Source organism: Candidatus Zixiibacteriota bacterium (genome assembly GCA_035574315.1).
Lineage (GTDB): Bacteria > Desulfobacterota > Binatia > UBA9968 > UBA9968 > DATLYW01.
On the sequence record DATLYW010000014.1, the window covers coordinates 67,413 to 82,385 of the forward strand.

Here is a 14,973-nt window from a genome sequence, read left to right on the forward strand (position 1 = left end):
CTCGCCGCTCGGCGGTCGGATGCGGTGCGAAACGTTCGGCTCCTGCTGCTCCCCGGAGCGCCCGCCGTCGTTTCCGTCCCGCGAGATCCAAATCGATCGGCAAAGCACCGGCCTTTGCGCCTTGTTCGTCCGGCGCGGGGGGCTATGGCTTTTCGTGGCTCGGCTTGAAAAACCGTATCAGTTGGGAGGTGAGCGTCGGATGGTCGGCGATGAGCTTTTCCAGGAGATGAAAGGCCCGAGTGTCCCCCGGGTCCGCTTTGACCGCCTCTACGTAGGCCCAAGCCGCTCCTAGCGGGTTGTCCTGGCCGGCCAGTGAGAGTCCCAGGTTCTTGAAAGCGGTTCCGCGGGTTGAATCGATCCCGACCGCCGACCGGCAGTAGGCCTCGGCCGCTCTGTACTTTTTCTGTGCAACGAGGCACGCACCGGCGTTGTTGTATAGGAGATAGCGGACGTGCGTGTCGTGAGCTCTGACGGCCAGCCCACGGCTGTAAAAGTCGATCGCCTCGTCGTACTGCCCTCGCTGCGATTTCCCGTGAAGGAAGATCGAGACAGAGAACCCTGATTTGATACGATGGAGGCGGCGTCTTTCAGGCGGCGCGAGCGGCCGGACTTGAATTGGCTGGAGTTTATCGTAGTTTGTGTATCAGGTCTCGTGCCGGGATGGAATCGTTCGCCGGAGGCCGTATCCGACCCTCGCCGGTTCAAAAGGGGCGGGATCTTCCCGTCCCTTTTTCTTTCGCGGCATTGACATTGCCGTTGGTCTATAGGAAATAAGCGGGCAAACCCAACGGCTCCGGGAGGAATGGATGGTCCATTGGATCTGGATCGGTTCGTCAGTCTTACTCGCTGTTCAGTGGATCGGGATTCATCTTTCCGGGGTTCACCTTGAGCCTCAGTGGGAGGCGCTGAGCGCGGGGGCGGCGATTTTTGGCGCCGCGTTCATGCTGTCCTGGGCGGCCGAGCTTGCCCAGCTGGAAATATCGCAGTCGTTGGCGCTGGCGTTGCTCGCGCTGATTGCGGTGCTCCCCGAGTACGCGGTGGATATGTATTTTGCATGGATGGCCGGTGAGCACCCGCAGTATACGGCTTTCGCCACGGCAAACATGACGGGCGCGAACCGTTTGTTGATCGGCGTCGGCTGGGCGGCGGTAGTTTGCACGTACTGGCTGAAGACCAAGAAAGGGGCGGTGGTTTTGGAACCCACCCACAAGATCGAAATCCTCTATCTCGGCCTTGCCACGGTCTACTCGTTCATGATTCCGCTCAAGGGGCGCCTTGACCTCATGGATGCGGTGATCTTCATCGCGATTTTCGTTTTCTACGTGCGCGCTGCGTCGAAGGCGGCCCACGTGGAGCCGGAGCTGGAAGGTCCCACCGAATTGATCGCTTCGTGGGGCGCGAGCCCGCGGCGAGCGGCGACCGTGTTGTTCTTCGTGTTCGCGGGATACACGATTTTCATTTCCGCCGAGCCGTTCGCCGAAGGGCTTCTGGAGACCGGCCGGACGTTCGGGATCGAGGAATTCGTCCTCGTCCAGTGGCTCGCACCGCTAGCCTCGGAATCCCCCGAGTTCATCGTTGCCATTCTTTTTGCGATCCGCGCCAATCCCGGCGCCAGCATGGGGACGCTGCTCTCCTCAAAGGTGAATCAGTGGACTCTCCTGGTCGGCATGCTGCCCGTTGTCTTTGCCGTTTCGAAGGGTGAGTTGAGCCCGATGCACATGGACACGCGTCAGGTCGAGGAAATGCTGCTGACGGCGGCGCAGTCGCTTTTCGCGGTCGCCATTCTCGCCAACCTGTCGTTCTCCCTCGGGGAAGCGCTGGTGGTTTTTATTTTGTTCTCGACCCAGCTGCTCATTCCCGATCCGGCCTTCCGGTACTACTACGCGTTCCTTTACATCATCCTCGGCGTGGGGCTGGTGGCGCTGAAAAAGGACTCACGCCAGGCCGTCTGCGGGCTGTTCGCGAGGCAGCCTACGGCACGTTTGTGATTCGCTGCCGGAGGCTGCTCCGGGGTCGGCCTGCGCCGATTTCTTCCGTCAGTGCTTGGCGGCGGGCTTTTCTTCCTTGATGTTCTCGTGGATCAGGCGCGGGACCCCGCCGCAGTTAAAGCAACGGGGCGGCTGGTACTTCGTCTCGCCTTCGGGATACCGCATAAAGCGACGGTAGAAGGGCTTTTCCGTGCCGACGTAATCGTCGTAGTAGAAGGCCAGTTTGCCGCATTCGCTACATTGAAGGTATTTCGCCATTTTGTGTTCCGTCGTTCTTATGGCTTGAACACGTCCGTGATTTTCTGCCGGCCACCGTTTTCCGGGTAGGGCTCTTCCCGGTAGAGGCCCAGGGCCTGCATCACCGGCGTGTCCTGCACGGAAAAGAGAATCGCCTCCTCCTTGCTTTCATTCGCGTGCTCGTGCCAGGCCCAGGGAGGGACGACGAAGAAGTCGCCGCGCTCCCAATCGAACCGCCTCCCGTTGATGACCGTGTATCCCGTTCCCTCGAAGACATGATAAACCGCGCTGTTGACCTGGCGATGAGCCTGGGTGTGCACGCCGGGGCGGATCATCTGGACGATGCAGCTCATGGTGGGGAGCGTGGGGCCTCCGGTGTTGGGGTTTCGATATTCGAAGCAGACGTCGTCGAAGGGGCTTGCAGGCGCCTCGCCGACTCTTTTCAGCGCCTCGTACGTCGGCGCCCATTTGAAGTTGAGCAGCGGGGAGTAGGCCTCCTGAGGCTTCTCCCAGGTCGGCATCAAATGAGGGCCGCCGAAGCTCCGCTCGGAACCGTTGACCTGCACGACGGGCTGCTGCAGCCCGGGATAGAGCTCGAAAAAGATGGCATCCAGGTCGCCGACCAGGGGCAGGTCCAGTCCGTCCATCCAGATCATCGCCTCGTTAGCTTCCGATCCATGGTCGTGCCACGTCCAGTTCGGGGTGAGCACGAGATCGCCCCGGCTCATGACGCATTTGTCCCCGTTGACATTCGTGAAGCAACGCTCTCCCTCGATGATGAAGCGAATCGCCGATGCGGTATGCCGGTGGCAGGGAGCGACTTCGCCCGGGAGAACGATCTGCACCGCCCCCCAAAGCGTGTGGGTCGCGGCGTATTTTCCTCCCAGGCCGGGGTTGACGAACGCCAGCACCCGCCGCTCGCCGCCGCGCTCGATCGGCACCAGCTCGGCGGCCCGGTACGCCAGGCGCCGAAGCTCCGACCAGCGCCACAGGTAAGGCAAAACCTTGGTTTGGGGCTCGAAGGGGAGCAGCTTGGCCGTGACCGTCCACAACGGCACGAGATGCCGCTCGCCGGTTTCTCGGTAGAACGCCTCCAGCTGACCGGGGTCGGTTTCGAAGCGGCTCATGGCGGGTTCCTCACCTTTGGCCCAAGAATACTCGTCAATCGTGGGCCAATCAAGCGCCCTGGCGTCGAAGCATCGCGCCGGAAGGTCGATCGTTGTTGCAAGCGCCGGCGATCCCTTCTAGAATCCGTACCCGGACTCGGCTCCGTCCACCGGCCGGCCTACAGGAGGAGGAAGATCATGGCGGTTAGGCTTTTTCAATCCCAGACTTCGATGTTCTGCGAAAAAGTGAGAGTGGTGCTTGCGATGAAACAGGTCCCGTACGAAATCGTCGACGTGAGAAAAGACGATCGCAAGTCCCTCATCGCCTACTCGAATCAGCGGAAAGTCCCGGTCATGGATTATCACGGCCAATGCGTGATCGACTCCACCACGATCGCGGCGTTTCTGGAGCAAAAGCATCCCGCCAACAGCATCTATCCGGCCAATCCCTCCGACAAAGGCCTCTGTCTTCTGCTCGAGGACTGGTCCGACGAGGTTCTGATTCAAGCCAATCACGCCATCCGTAGGGCGGAAACCGAGGAAGCGCGGAAGAAGGCCGAGGAAGCGTTTCAGGTTCACTTCGGGTCGCTCGATCAGCTTTTTACCGGCAGAACGTTCATTTTCGACCGCATGACTATTGCCGACATTTCGATTTTTTCTCAGCTGCACTACCTTTACACGGTCGTGCATTACGAAATTCCGGGGCGGTACGAGAATCTGAACGCCTGGCTGGAGCGCATGCGCCGGGCGCTGAAGCTGAACTCGTTGGCGGAAAGCTTTGCCGCGCCTTCGCTGTGACCACGGCGGCGGGATTCGATCGGTTTTCTATGCCTGCCGGGATCTCCGGCGGGGGAAAAACGATCGCCTGACGCCCGGCCTGTTTCTGCCTTGAAAAAAACCCTCGTCCGATCGCCGGGCCTGCAATGCCGCAGGCGGCAGCGCCTGCGCCCGCCCTTCGCGCGGGGAGCGGGCCGTCGACGGCGTACCGGTGCAGCCACGGGTCCCGTCTGGCGCGACTGAAGATGGACGACCGTTATTCGAGCCTCCTGCTGCGAACCTGCATCGCCGGTTGCCTGCTGGGGCTTGCCGCGACCGTTTACCTTCTCGCGGGAGTCGCCGGATACCTGCGCAGCGCTTGGCTCAACGCCACGGCGGCGGGCGCTGCGGCGGGTGCAGCTGCATTTATCGTGATCGAAATCGCCGCCATCGCCTCGCGGGTCGCCGGGCGGGGGCGATGGCTCTGGGGAGCGATTGTGGCTCTCGCGCTGGCTCAAGTCGCCCTCAGCCTGACTCCTCCCATAGCCCGCGATGAGCTCACGCACCACCTGGCGATTCCGAATCTGTACGTCCGGGAGGGCCGCATTGTCGGGGTTCCTTTCGCTCCTTACTCCTACTATCCCATGCTCCTCGACATGCTCTATATCCCTTGGATTTACTGGGAAATCGACTTCGTGCCGAAGCTGGTGCATGGAACGTTCGGGTGGCTCACCGGACTGTTGATCTTCGCCCATCTCTCCGCGCGGATGAACGCGGTTTACGGGCTTTTGGGCTTTTTCTTTTTCGCTTCCGTGCCCGCGGTCTTGCGCTCGATGCACGCGGCTTACGTCGACCTGGGGCTGGTATTCTACTCAACCGCAAGCCTGCTTTGCCTCGTTCGCTGGCGGGAAGAGGGGGCGCGGCGGTGGCTGGCGTTGGCTGCTTGCTCGGCGGGTTTCGCCGCTGCGACCAAGCCGAACGGCTTGCTGAGCCTGGCGCTCTTGTCGATGGTCTTCCTTTTGTCCGCGGCATCGGCGGGAGCGCCGAAGCGGATCGTCGGCGCGGTCGCGCTCTTCGGAACGCTGGCGTTGATTCCGGTGCTGCCGTGGCTCATCAAGAACGAGCTCCAGACGGGAAATCCTTTTTATCCGTTCTTGGGCCGGTTTTTCGAAGCGACTCGGGATCCGGCTCCGGGAATAGGCGCGGCCTTCACGGAGCTCGGGATCTTTGCAAAGAGGAAACTCCTCTACGGCGAGCGCTGGTGGCAGATCGCGGCCCTGCCGCTGCGGGTGTTTTTTTCCGGGAGGGACCACAGCCCGCAGTATTTCGACGGCGTGCTGACCCCGTTGCTGATCCTCGGTCTGCCGTGGGCGTTCAAGGGAAAGTGGCTCTGCGAGAAAAAGCTTTGCATCGGTTTTGCGGCTCTGTTCCTGGGCTACGCGATTTTCCTGGCCGACCTGCGCGTCCGCTACATCCTGCCGATCGTGCCGCCTTTGGTGATCCTGCTCGTCTACGCGGTCTTCAACATCTACCTGAGAATCGGCAGGCCAGCCTACCTGTACGCGGGCTTGCTGTTCTTCGCGGCGGTGAACGCGGGCTATCTGCACCGCTATGCGCAGGAGACCGGGGCGATCTCCTATCTGGCTGGCGGGCAAAGCAGGGAGGGGTACCTGGAGAGCAAGCTCGCCGAATACCCCGCGATGCGCTACGTCAACGAGCAAACGCCCGAAACGTCGAAAATTTATCTTCTCTTCGTCGGGCGAAGAGCGTATTATTGTCGGCGTCGATACATTCACGACGGCGGCGAGCTCCCGGCGCGTTTGCTTCGCGCCGTTCGACAGTCCGCCGGGCCGGCGGAGGTTGCGGGCAGGCTCAGGGGTGAAGGCATCACGCACCTGCTGGTCAGACGCGATCTGCTGGACAGGTATATGGCGGACAACCTGAAGCCGTCGGAGCTCACGGTCTGGAGCGGCTTCCTCGAGCGGTGGGCAGAAAAACGGTTCGAGGGTCGAGGCTACGCGGTTTACCAGTTGAATGGCTGACCGTTACGAACTTTCCATCGTCATACCGGTCTATAACGAAGCCGAAAACCTCTCCGAGGTTCTGTGCAAGGTGCGCGCCCTCAACCTCTCCGGCACCGAGGTCATCGTGGTGGACGATGGCTCGACGGACAACAGCGCCGAAGTCGCGATGGAGGCGGGGGCGAAGGTCATCCGCCATCCCTACAACATCGGGAACGGCGCGGCGGTCAAGACCGGAATGCGTGCGGCCCGGGGCCGGCTGCTCCTCCTGATGGACGGTGACGGCCAGCACCAACCCGAGGACATCCCGCGTCTGCTGGCGGAGAGCGATCGTTTCCACATGGTGGTGGGCGCCCGCGCGAAGGGATCCAAGCTGCGACTGCACCGCTACGCCGCCAACGCGGTTTACAACCTTTTCGCTTCCTACGTTGCCCGATTCAAGGTGCGGGACCTGACCTCCGGCTTCCGGGTGATGCGTCGGCGCGACGCGCTGCGGTTCATCGACCTTTTGCCGAATACTTTTTCTTATCCGACGACGTTGACCCTGGCGTTTCTGCGCTCCGGCCTGACGGTGAAATACGTGCCGATCCAGTCGTTGTACCGTTCCGGGCAGAGCAAGATCAGTCTTATGACTGACGGGATCCGGTTTCTGCTGATCATCGCCAGAATCGCGACGCTGTTCACTCCCTTCCGCGTGTTCCTGCCGGTGAGCCTGGTCTTCGGGTTCGGCGGGCTTGGTTATTACCTCTACACTTATCTGACGGAAGGCCGGTTCACGAACATGGCGGTCTTTCTCCTCACGACCGCAGTGATCGTCTTCATGCTGGGCCTGATCTCGGAGCAGATCGCCCTGCTGCGCATGGAGCAGCGCCCCCCGGCGCTGCGCGAGGATGAAGACTTGGAAGAGCGCGACCGGTGACGAGAGAACGGCCGGCGGGCTTTCCTGAGCGGCGGTGACACGAAGATACGCTGTCTTTGCCTCCTTGCTCCTGTGCGCGGCGGCGGGCCTGGCCGTCATCCTCTACGCCACTCCGTGGGGCCTTGGGCTCAGCCCCGATTCGGCGGTGTATGCCGGGGCGGCCCGCAGCCTGGCCGGGGGCCACGGAGTCAGCCTTCCGACGGCGCCCGGGGATTTTGCCGCGGTCGTTCACTATCCTCCGCTGTATCCGTTCGTGCTGGCCGCCGGTGCGTGGGCCGGTTGGGACTTGCTCGAGACGGCCCGTTGGCTGAACAGCTTCCTCTTTGGAGCCAATATATCCCTCGCGGGATGGCTTGCTTTCATGGGCACAGGACGGGTTGACGTCGCGGTGGCGGCGGCAGTGCTGACGACGACCGCCCTGCCGATGATTCAAACCCATTCGATGCTATGGTCAGAGCCGCTCTTTATCTTCGCTCTGCTTGCGGGGTGGATTCTTCTGTTGAGGTACCACCGCAACGGCGGACATCGCGGGGCTCTGGTAGCGGCGGCGGCCGTGACCGGCTCGAGCGCGCTGGTGCGCTACGCCGGATCCGCGTTCATCGTCGCCTTCGTCGCGGTTGTTTTGCTCCGGCCAGCGGGGTTGCGGAAACACAGGATTGCCGATGCGGCGGTCTGCTCGGCCATCGCAGCGCTGCCTTTGGCTCTCTGGCTGGTAAGGAATCGGGTTTTCTCGGGAACCTTCACCGGTCGGCGCCTCGGTTTTCACCCGATCGACTGGAGCCGGGCTTACGGGGCGATGGACACCATGCTCGACTGGATCTTTGCACCATGGTGGATCCGCGACGACCTTGAACGAAACCTGATCGCCGCTTCTCTGCTGGCGCTGGGTCTGGCCGCGGCGATTCGGGTTCGGGGTCGGGCGAAAAAACATGGGCCGCCGCCCGCAGCGGAGCGAAGATCGTTGTTTTACCTGTCGTTGGGAACGGCGGCCGCCGTTTACCTTTGCGCCCTAACGGGCTCGATTTCCTTCTTCGACTATCAAACCCCGCTCGATACCCGGCTGCTCGCCCCGATTTACCTTCCGCTCATGCTGACCTTGCTTTGTGCAACCGCTTCGGAGGGCTTTCCTCAACGATCTTCCCGCTCCTGGTCCCCTTCGTTGGTTCTGGCCGTCATCGCGGCGGCCGCCTTGCAGGGTTTCAGCGCGTGGCCGTGGCTGGCCTTGAGCCGGACTCACGGGATCGGCTATGCGGCTCGGGCCTGGCACGAGTCCGCGACCGTCAAAAAAGTGGCGGGGTTGCCGACAGGCACGCTGGTGTACAGCAATGCTCCGGACGCACTTTACGCCGTGCTGGGGATCGCCGCTGCAATGATCCCCCGCAAGACCCATCCCGACACGCGGGGGCAAAACGACCTTTACACCAGGGAGATCGCGGCGATGAGCGACGACTTGAGAAAAAGAGGCGGGGTCGTAGTCTACTTCAACCAGGTGGGCTGGCGATGGTATTTGCCCTCCAGCGAGGAGCTCAAGCACGACGCGGCGTTGGAGGCGGTCTCGATCGAGCATGACGGTACTATCTACCGTCTCCGCTCGACTCCGGCGCCGACCGCCGGACCGTAGAGAGGCCCGGTCGATCTTGGCACGAAACGAGAAACGATCGAAACACGGGCGCCCTTACCGCAGATGCAGGTCCTGATCGTCACCTGGAACTTTCCGCCGCGACGGGGCGGGATCGAGACCGTGGTCGAGCACGTGTACGCCGGCCTCAAAAAGCATCAGCCGACCGTGGTGGTCACCTCACACCCGGGTCGCCGGGTACCCGTTCAAGAAGGAGTTTTCCGAGCTCCATGGCCAGGATTGGTGTCCTTTGCCTCCTACGCGCTCTGGCGGGGAAGCCGCCTGCTCTCCGAGAATCCGGGGATCGACGTTATTCTGGGCGGGAGCGCGATGGTGGCGCCGATCGTCGTGTTGCTGGCTCGCCTGTTCAACCGCAGGGCCGTGCTGCAGGCACACGGTCTCGATCTCCTCTATCCGTCGTTCTGGTACCAGTGGCTGTGTGTCCGGTGGGCCAGGCGCTGCGACCGGCTGATCGCCAACAGCTCGTACACCGCCGATTTGGCGAAACGCAAAGGGGTGAGGCCGGACCGGATTTCCGTAATCCCTCCGGGAGTCGACGTTGAGCGCTTTGGCGCCGAGATGGACCGGGAGGATATCGTGAAGAAAGAGCTGGGACTCTCCGGCCGCCGGGTTCTGCTTTTCGTCGGCCGCCTCGCCAGGCGAAAAGGAATCGCGGAATTCATCCGCTATGCGCTGCCCCGAATCGTCTGCGACGCCCCGGAAACGTGCCTGGTCGTAGTAGGCGGCAATCCCGGCGAATCGCTGACCCACAGGGACGACGTTTGGAGCGACATCAACCGGTCGGTCAAAGCGACCGGCCTGGAAAACCATGTGCGGCTGTTGGGCACGGTGGAAGACGAAGAGGTCGACAGGCTTTTTCGGGCATGCGATCTGGTCATTCTACCCGCCATTTCGATGAACGGAGATGCGGAAGGCTTCGGCATCGTTCTCCTTGAGGCGGCGGCGGCCGGTAAACCCGCCATCGCCACCCGCGTGGGGGGCATCCCGGACGCTGTGGCCGACGGGGAGACCGGCCTGCTCGTCGATCCGGGTCGTTACGAAGCGCTGAGCGCCGCGGTCCTGGATCTGTTGCGGGATCCCTCTCGAAGGTCGGTCATGGGTGAGAGGGCGAGAAACCGTGCCCGAGCGATGTTCTCTTGGGAAAGGGTGATCTGCGAGTACCAGAAGGCTTTGGAGACATGAGCGTTGCGGCCCGCCGCTCAGCTGTTTCGGCTCAAACGCAGAAGAAAACGTTCCAGCTCGGCCGCCGAATCGCGCCACGACGGCACCGGCAGGTCGAGAACCTGCCTTTCTCGGAGCTGCCGGGTTACGGCGGCGGCGAGGCTCGACGGGTTTTCCGCTTCATAGAGGTGGTCCGGGTGGCGCTCCAGCAGCTCGATCATCGTTCCCACGGCGGCCGCCACGATTGGAACGCGGCACGCCAGGATTTCGTAGGCCTTTTGCGGGAAGCTGTACTCGCCCTGACTGGAATGACGATAGCAGACCACGGAAAGATCCAAGGCGTTGACGAAATCCGGGACCTGATGGTGGGGCAGGTTGCCGAGGTACCGTACTCTGGGATGGTCCGGCAAGCTCACGCCTCTGCCGATCGGCCCCGCCAGTGCGAGCCAGAGATCGCTTCGTTCCGCGGCGAGCAGCTCGAAAGCGCTGAAGAGCGTTTCGATCCCTCGGCTGCGATCCAGGGCGCCGGCGGTTCCAACGATAGTCGCCGTCTCCGGAAGCCCCAGGCGAAGCCGGCACTCACGGCGGTCGAGCGGCCGGAACAGTTCGGTCCGAACGCCGTTTTCGATCACGACGGTCGGTTTGAGGCGGCGGTAATCGCGCGTGATGTGAGCAGCCAGACGGCGGCTAAAACAGGTCACGCCATCGGCGGACCTGACCGCCCGACGGAACAGGGGCACGATCAACGGCAGCCTGCTGGCGCCGAACGCTTCAAAATTGTCGTAGAGATCGATCACGCTGCGAAGGCGCCGGCGTCTTGCGAGCCAGGCGCCGAGAACAGCCAGAAAAGCATCGGAACCCGCCCATATGACATCGGGCTCGAAATGCCCGATGATCTCGACGGACCTGCGGATGAACATTGCCGCACCGGCCCCGGCACGGCTGGTGAGGTCGAACGATTCCCACATCACCGACGGCCCTCCCGGTCGGGCCGAATCGAGAACCGTCGTGTCGTTCCGGCGGCGGTAGCTGAGCGTGACGCCGCGAACCTCGTGTCCCAGGTTCGCCAGCTCGGCCGGGAGCTCGCGGAAGCGCCCGAATCGGTCGTCGAGGAGGTCCTTGCCCATGTACTGGCGCTTCGTCAGAACCAGGACTTTCATAGGCGCTGCAACCGTCGCGTCCAGCCAATGCCGATCCGGTAAAAAGCCCGCTGGGGGAGCAGCCAACGGCACGTGACGAGGGCCAGCAGCCGCAGATAATCGAGAAGCCACGTCTTGCAGAAACGAAACGTGCTCGTGCGATGGCGCCACAGGAACCGAGTTCTTGCAACGACCTGAAACGTGGAGTTGCGCGAGGTCAGCAGCCGCACGCAGCCGCGAGGGCCCAGCCGGCGGTCGTACGGGTTTACGCCCGTCTTGCTGCGATCGTTCAGGACGACTGCCCGAGTGCATACGCGGAGTGTAAATCCGGCGGCTTTCGCCCTCATCAGAAGGTCATCGTCGGCGAAGACCTGGGGGAAAGCTTTTTCGTCGAAAAGGCCGACGGTATCGAACACCGCCATCGGGAACAACGTGCACATGCCGTGCAGCATGTCGACCGGGCCCGAGCGGTCGCCGATCTCCGCAAGCGGAGCGTCACGATCCAGGTAATAGAACCGATCGCTACCGCGGGCCTGCATGCGCCCCGAAAAGAAAGCGATCTCGGGGCGGTCGAGATAGCAGCAAGCCGCCCCGATGATGCAGCCGGAGTCGGCGGCTGCAGCCTCTCCGAGCGCAGAGAAGAGTCCCGGGGTCGCGACATTGTCGTCGTTATAGGTCAGCACGTAAGTACAACCCAGCTCCTTGGCTCTTTGTACGCCCCGGTTCACGGCGGCGGCCCACCACATGGATGCATCCCCTTCGATCAAGTCCACCTGCGGATAGCGGGCCCGGACACTCTCGCGGGTGCCGTCGCTGGAGCCGGAGTCGACGACGAGGACGCGGTGCGCGGGGGGCAAAGCCTCGAAAACCGCCTTGAGCGCGAGAAGAAGCGTTTCACGCCGATTGTAGGTCGGTATCACCACCGCGGTAACGTGCATACTGGCGCAGTATAAGCCAAGCCGCGGGAGAGGTGAAAAGGTCGCGGGGTGTCGAACTTCGACGCGCGTTGGCAAGATGGTCCTAAAGTTGCTAACGTTGCACATCGAAAAGAGATTGTTTACCTGAAGGGGTTAAAAGGCCGCCAAGATCCAGAGGCCGGGGGATTTTGTGACGCAAAGCGTTATCGATTCGATTGCGCGGCGAACCCCGAAGCCGTGGGTCGACCGAATCGCTACGAAAAACCGAGTCCGGACAGATCGTAAATGTCGAGCGTTGCAGTTCGCACGGAAGGGTTGAGCAAGCGATACCGGATCGGCGAGCGCGAGCCTTACCGGACGCTTCGCGAAAGCATCGCCGGCCTGGCGCATGCCCCGCTACGCTGGCTGGCAGGGTTCCCGGGGCCGGCAGGGCGGCGCGACGCGTTCTCGGAATTCATCTGGGCTTTAAAGGATGTGTCGTTTGAAGTCAAACAGGGCGAGGCGGTCGGAATTATCGGCGCCAACGGAGCCGGGAAGAGCACTTTGCTGAAGATTTTGTCGCGCATCACCGAGCCCACCGAGGGCAAGGCGACTATTCACGGGCGCGTGGGCTCGCTTCTGGAGGTCGGCACCGGTTTTCATCCGGAGCTCACGGGCCGCGAGAACATCTATCTGAACGGCGCGATCCTGGGGATGAAAAAGAAGGAAATCGACCGCAAGTTCGATGAGATCGTCGACTTTGCGGAGGTCGAGAAGTTTATCGATACGCCTGTCAAGCACTATTCGAGCGGCATGTACACGCGCCTGGCTTTTTCCGTGGCTGCCCACCTCGAGCCCGAGATTCTCGTCGTGGACGAGGTTCTCGCGGTCGGCGATGCTGCGTTCCAGAAGAAGTGCCTCGGGAAAATGGGAGATGTGGCGCAGCAGGGGCGGACGGTCATTTTCGTCAGCCATAACATGGCAGCGGTCGAGAGGCTATGCTCCAGATGCATTCTGCTGAAAGATGGTGAGAAAGCCGACGACGATATATCGCGTTCGGTCATTGCTGGATACCTGAAGTATAATTTGCGATCACCTGCAATTTGGTGTCGGTCTCCGGACCAGCCTTGGCCTGACGTGGTGGCATTCCAGAAGGTAACGACGCTTGGCAAAAAAAACGAACCCGCTGCAACCTTCGCAGGCAACGATGCCATTAGGGTTCAGGTTGAGTACATTATTCGACGACCGATCTCGAGGTGCCAGATTGGCATTAGAGTCAACGACCAGTCCGGAGTTACCGTAATGAGCACTTCGGAGTGCGACTTACAAAAGGTCGATTCCATTCCTAAGGAGCCCGGAAGATATCTGTCATCTTTTGAAATACCCGGGAACCTTCTCGTACCAGGAAGTTATTCGATTCACGTGGCCGCCCATGCGCCGATGGAAAAGACATTCGAGGTTCTGGAGGACGTAGTGGGCTTCGAGGTAACAAACGCCGGGTCGTTGACCGCGCTAGACGGTCGTCTAGGTTTGGTGGCACCCTCCATCCCATGGCAAGTCCTGCGCACGGGTTAGTCATAATTGGCATGCCTAAAGAGTAAACGTATGAAAAGTCTGCCTAAAATATCGATCATTACGCCATCATTAAATCAAGGGCGCTTCCTTGAGCAGACCATTAGGTCGGTATTGGATCAGCAATATTCAAATTTAGAATATATCATTATCGATGGAGGTTCCACCGACGAAACCTTAGCTGTGCTCCGACGATATGAAAAACACCTTATCTGGGTTTCGGAGCCTGACAATGGGCAAACCGACGCGATCAACAAAGGGTTCTTAAGGGCGCACGGAGACATTGTGGCGTGGCTTTGTGCTGACGATCTGTACGAAAAAGATACGATCAGGAGAGTGGTCGAATACTTTCAGCACCACACGGCCACAGGAATGGTTTATGGCGAATGCCTGTACATTGATGCACAAGGAAAAGTGATCGGGAAATATCCCACTACGAACTTCGATATAGAATCCTTGCTGTCGTTTTGTTTTATTCCTCAACCGACAGTGTTTCTGAGGAGGTCGGTCTTGGACCGTGTTGGGATACTTGACCCAGCTCTTCAATTCGCGATGGACCTGGATCTATGGATACGCGTCGCGTTGAAGGAGCAAATTGATTTCCTTCCGAAAGTGTTAGCCCGTTATCGCCTCCACAATGGCTCGAAGACCGTGTCCTGGAGCACGGCAGTGGAGAAGGAGGGAATTCGAGTGAGGGAACGATACTTGAAGGATCCTGCTTTGAACAAACGCATTGGCAGGGCTCACCGGAAAGTTTCGAATACAGTGTTTTTAAGGGCGGCGTCTTTTTATTTCTATGAAGGAGATCTTACGAAGACCGTGGAGTATCTTATGAAAGCTTTTCGGGCGAATCCCGTAAGCAGAGAAATCTGGCGTCTGCCTTTGTACGCTTGGAGGTCGATGTGTAGGCGAAGGGAGCGCCGGTTACGCAATCATTCCGCGGAAGAGAGAATCGTCCACTTGGTAGGAGCGCGGCCACAATAGGGGGTGAATGAGCCCGGACGAGCCACGCGAAAGAATACTGAGAGCGTATCAAATGGATCGGGGGTTCCTTAAGGGTTCTTAATCAAGGGTTGCAAAGTGATAGCGATACTAGCCTCTCTACGAGAACGGATACGAAAAGGGAGTGGATTCTTGCGGAGTCGATGGATCGGTATTGGGTGCTTGCCTCTTGAGTCATTGCCGAACGCTCCCGAGTTGTTCCGTGTCTATCGACGTCTTGAAAGTTGTCCTGAGCTGGTTCGCGAACCGGGTGGTTGGTTTTATGACGGGGGGTTCTACCCAGACTACCTGACCGTGGGCGGTGCCAGTTGTGCTATTTTTCGCGTGGCGTCGCAATTCTGCAAAGGGCTGGGAATTGATGTGGGTGCCGGCCTGTGGCCACTTCCGGGAGCTATCGGTCAAGTCCTAATTTTCCTGTAAAAGCCTGAGGCGTTGGATATCCTCTCGTCCCCGATATCAAGCAGCGACCTCTTGAGTAGACGACGTCGTTGCGGTTTCAGCTCTCAGCTGCTGGAGTTGCTTGATCGCAGCAGCCGA

At 60.6% G+C, this 14,973-nt stretch carries 12 protein-coding genes; 8 read left to right on the forward strand and 4 right to left on the reverse strand.

What is annotated here, in order from left to right; genetic code table 11:
* Positions 1–806 precede the first annotated feature (806 nt).
* Positions 807–1,988, forward strand: a complete 1,182-nt coding sequence (locus VNN77_04205) for a sodium:calcium antiporter (protein ID HXG50595.1) — start codon at positions 807–809, stop codon at positions 1,986–1,988.
* A gap of 48 nt (positions 1,989–2,036) precedes the next feature.
* Here VNN77_04205 and VNN77_04210 read toward each other — a convergent pair whose 3' ends face one another.
* Together VNN77_04210 and VNN77_04215 are read right to left on the reverse strand one after the other, a co-directional pair.
* Positions 2,037–2,246 (reverse strand): hypothetical protein, encoded by a 210-nt coding sequence (locus tag VNN77_04210; protein ID HXG50596.1) that lies wholly within the window; start codon positions 2,244–2,246, stop codon positions 2,037–2,039.
* 17 nt (positions 2,247–2,263) lie between these two features.
* Positions 2,264–3,352, reverse strand: a complete 1,089-nt coding sequence (locus tag VNN77_04215) for a cupin domain-containing protein (protein ID HXG50597.1) — start codon at positions 3,350–3,352, stop codon at positions 2,264–2,266.
* 177 nt (positions 3,353–3,529) lie between these two features.
* Between VNN77_04215 and VNN77_04220 the strand changes: the two genes are divergently transcribed.
* The 5 genes from VNN77_04220 (at position 3,530) to VNN77_04240 (ending at position 9,848) form a co-directional block, all read left to right on the forward strand.
* A complete protein-coding gene (locus VNN77_04220) occupies positions 3,530–4,129 on the forward strand; it encodes a glutathione S-transferase family protein (protein HXG50598.1) in 600 nt (199 codons plus the stop codon).
* A 224-nt stretch (positions 4,130–4,353) separates the two neighbouring features.
* On the forward strand, positions 4,354–6,129 hold the full coding sequence (locus VNN77_04225) for a hypothetical protein (GenBank protein HXG50599.1): 1,776 nt from the start codon (positions 4,354–4,356) through the stop codon (positions 6,127–6,129).
* Complete coding sequence (locus tag VNN77_04230; protein HXG50600.1) at positions 6,122–7,027, forward strand: glycosyltransferase family 2 protein; 906 nt, start codon at positions 6,122–6,124, stop codon at positions 7,025–7,027. Before VNN77_04225 ends, VNN77_04230 begins: the two co-directional genes overlap by 8 nt.
* 34 nt (positions 7,028–7,061) lie before the next feature.
* Positions 7,062–8,648, forward strand: a complete 1,587-nt coding sequence (locus tag VNN77_04235) for a hypothetical protein (protein ID HXG50601.1) — start codon at positions 7,062–7,064, stop codon at positions 8,646–8,648.
* 63 nt (positions 8,649–8,711) lie between these two features.
* Positions 8,712–9,848, forward strand: coding sequence for a glycosyltransferase family 4 protein (locus tag VNN77_04240; protein HXG50602.1), 1,137 nt, complete (start codon positions 8,712–8,714; stop codon positions 9,846–9,848).
* Positions 9,849–9,865: 17 nt separating this feature from the next.
* Here VNN77_04240 and VNN77_04245 read toward each other — a convergent pair whose 3' ends face one another.
* A complete protein-coding gene (locus VNN77_04245; protein HXG50603.1) occupies positions 9,866–10,987 on the reverse strand; it encodes a glycosyltransferase in 1,122 nt (373 codons plus the stop codon).
* The gene (locus VNN77_04250) at positions 10,984–11,904 is read right to left on the reverse strand and encodes a glycosyltransferase family 2 protein (GenBank protein ID HXG50604.1); all 921 of its coding nucleotides are present in this window, start codon (positions 11,902–11,904) and stop codon (positions 10,984–10,986) included. Before VNN77_04250 ends, VNN77_04245 begins: the two co-directional genes overlap by 4 nt.
* 264 nt (positions 11,905–12,168) lie before the next feature.
* On the opposite strand from VNN77_04250, the gene VNN77_04255 reads away from it, so the two are divergent.
* Positions 12,169–13,437, forward strand: a complete 1,269-nt coding sequence (locus tag VNN77_04255) for an ABC transporter ATP-binding protein (GenBank protein HXG50605.1) — start codon at positions 12,169–12,171, stop codon at positions 13,435–13,437.
* Positions 13,438–13,467: 30 nt separating this feature from the next.
* Positions 13,468–14,418 (forward strand): glycosyltransferase family 2 protein, encoded by a 951-nt coding sequence (locus VNN77_04260; GenBank protein HXG50606.1) that lies wholly within the window; start codon positions 13,468–13,470, stop codon positions 14,416–14,418.
* Positions 14,419–14,973 lie beyond the last annotated feature (555 nt).

Excerpts from the sequence above, each read along its gene's own strand:
- VNN77_04230 (HXG50600.1), top strand. The coding sequence starts at position 6,122 with ATGGCTGACCGTTACGAACTTTCCATCGTCATACCGGTCTATAACGAA.
- VNN77_04205 (HXG50595.1), top strand. The coding sequence starts at position 807 with ATGGTCCATTGGATCTGGATCGGTTCGTCAGTCTTACTCGCTGTTCAG.
- VNN77_04260 (HXG50606.1), top strand. The coding sequence starts at position 13,468 with ATGAAAAGTCTGCCTAAAATATCGATCATTACGCCATCATTAAATCAA.
- VNN77_04225 (HXG50599.1), top strand. The coding sequence starts at position 4,354 with ATGGACGACCGTTATTCGAGCCTCCTGCTGCGAACCTGCATCGCCGGT.
- VNN77_04255 (HXG50605.1), top strand. The coding sequence starts at position 12,169 with ATGTCGAGCGTTGCAGTTCGCACGGAAGGGTTGAGCAAGCGATACCGG.
- VNN77_04250 (HXG50604.1), bottom strand. The coding sequence starts at position 11,904 with ATGCACGTTACCGCGGTGGTGATACCGACCTACAATCGGCGTGAAACG.
- VNN77_04220 (HXG50598.1), top strand. The coding sequence starts at position 3,530 with ATGGCGGTTAGGCTTTTTCAATCCCAGACTTCGATGTTCTGCGAAAAA.
- VNN77_04245 (HXG50603.1), bottom strand. The coding sequence starts at position 10,987 with ATGAAAGTCCTGGTTCTGACGAAGCGCCAGTACATGGGCAAGGACCTC.
- VNN77_04215 (HXG50597.1), bottom strand. The coding sequence starts at position 3,352 with ATGAGCCGCTTCGAAACCGACCCCGGTCAGCTGGAGGCGTTCTACCGA.
- VNN77_04210 (HXG50596.1), bottom strand. The coding sequence starts at position 2,246 with ATGGCGAAATACCTTCAATGTAGCGAATGCGGCAAACTGGCCTTCTAC.
- VNN77_04240 (HXG50602.1), top strand. The coding sequence starts at position 8,712 with ATGCAGGTCCTGATCGTCACCTGGAACTTTCCGCCGCGACGGGGCGGG.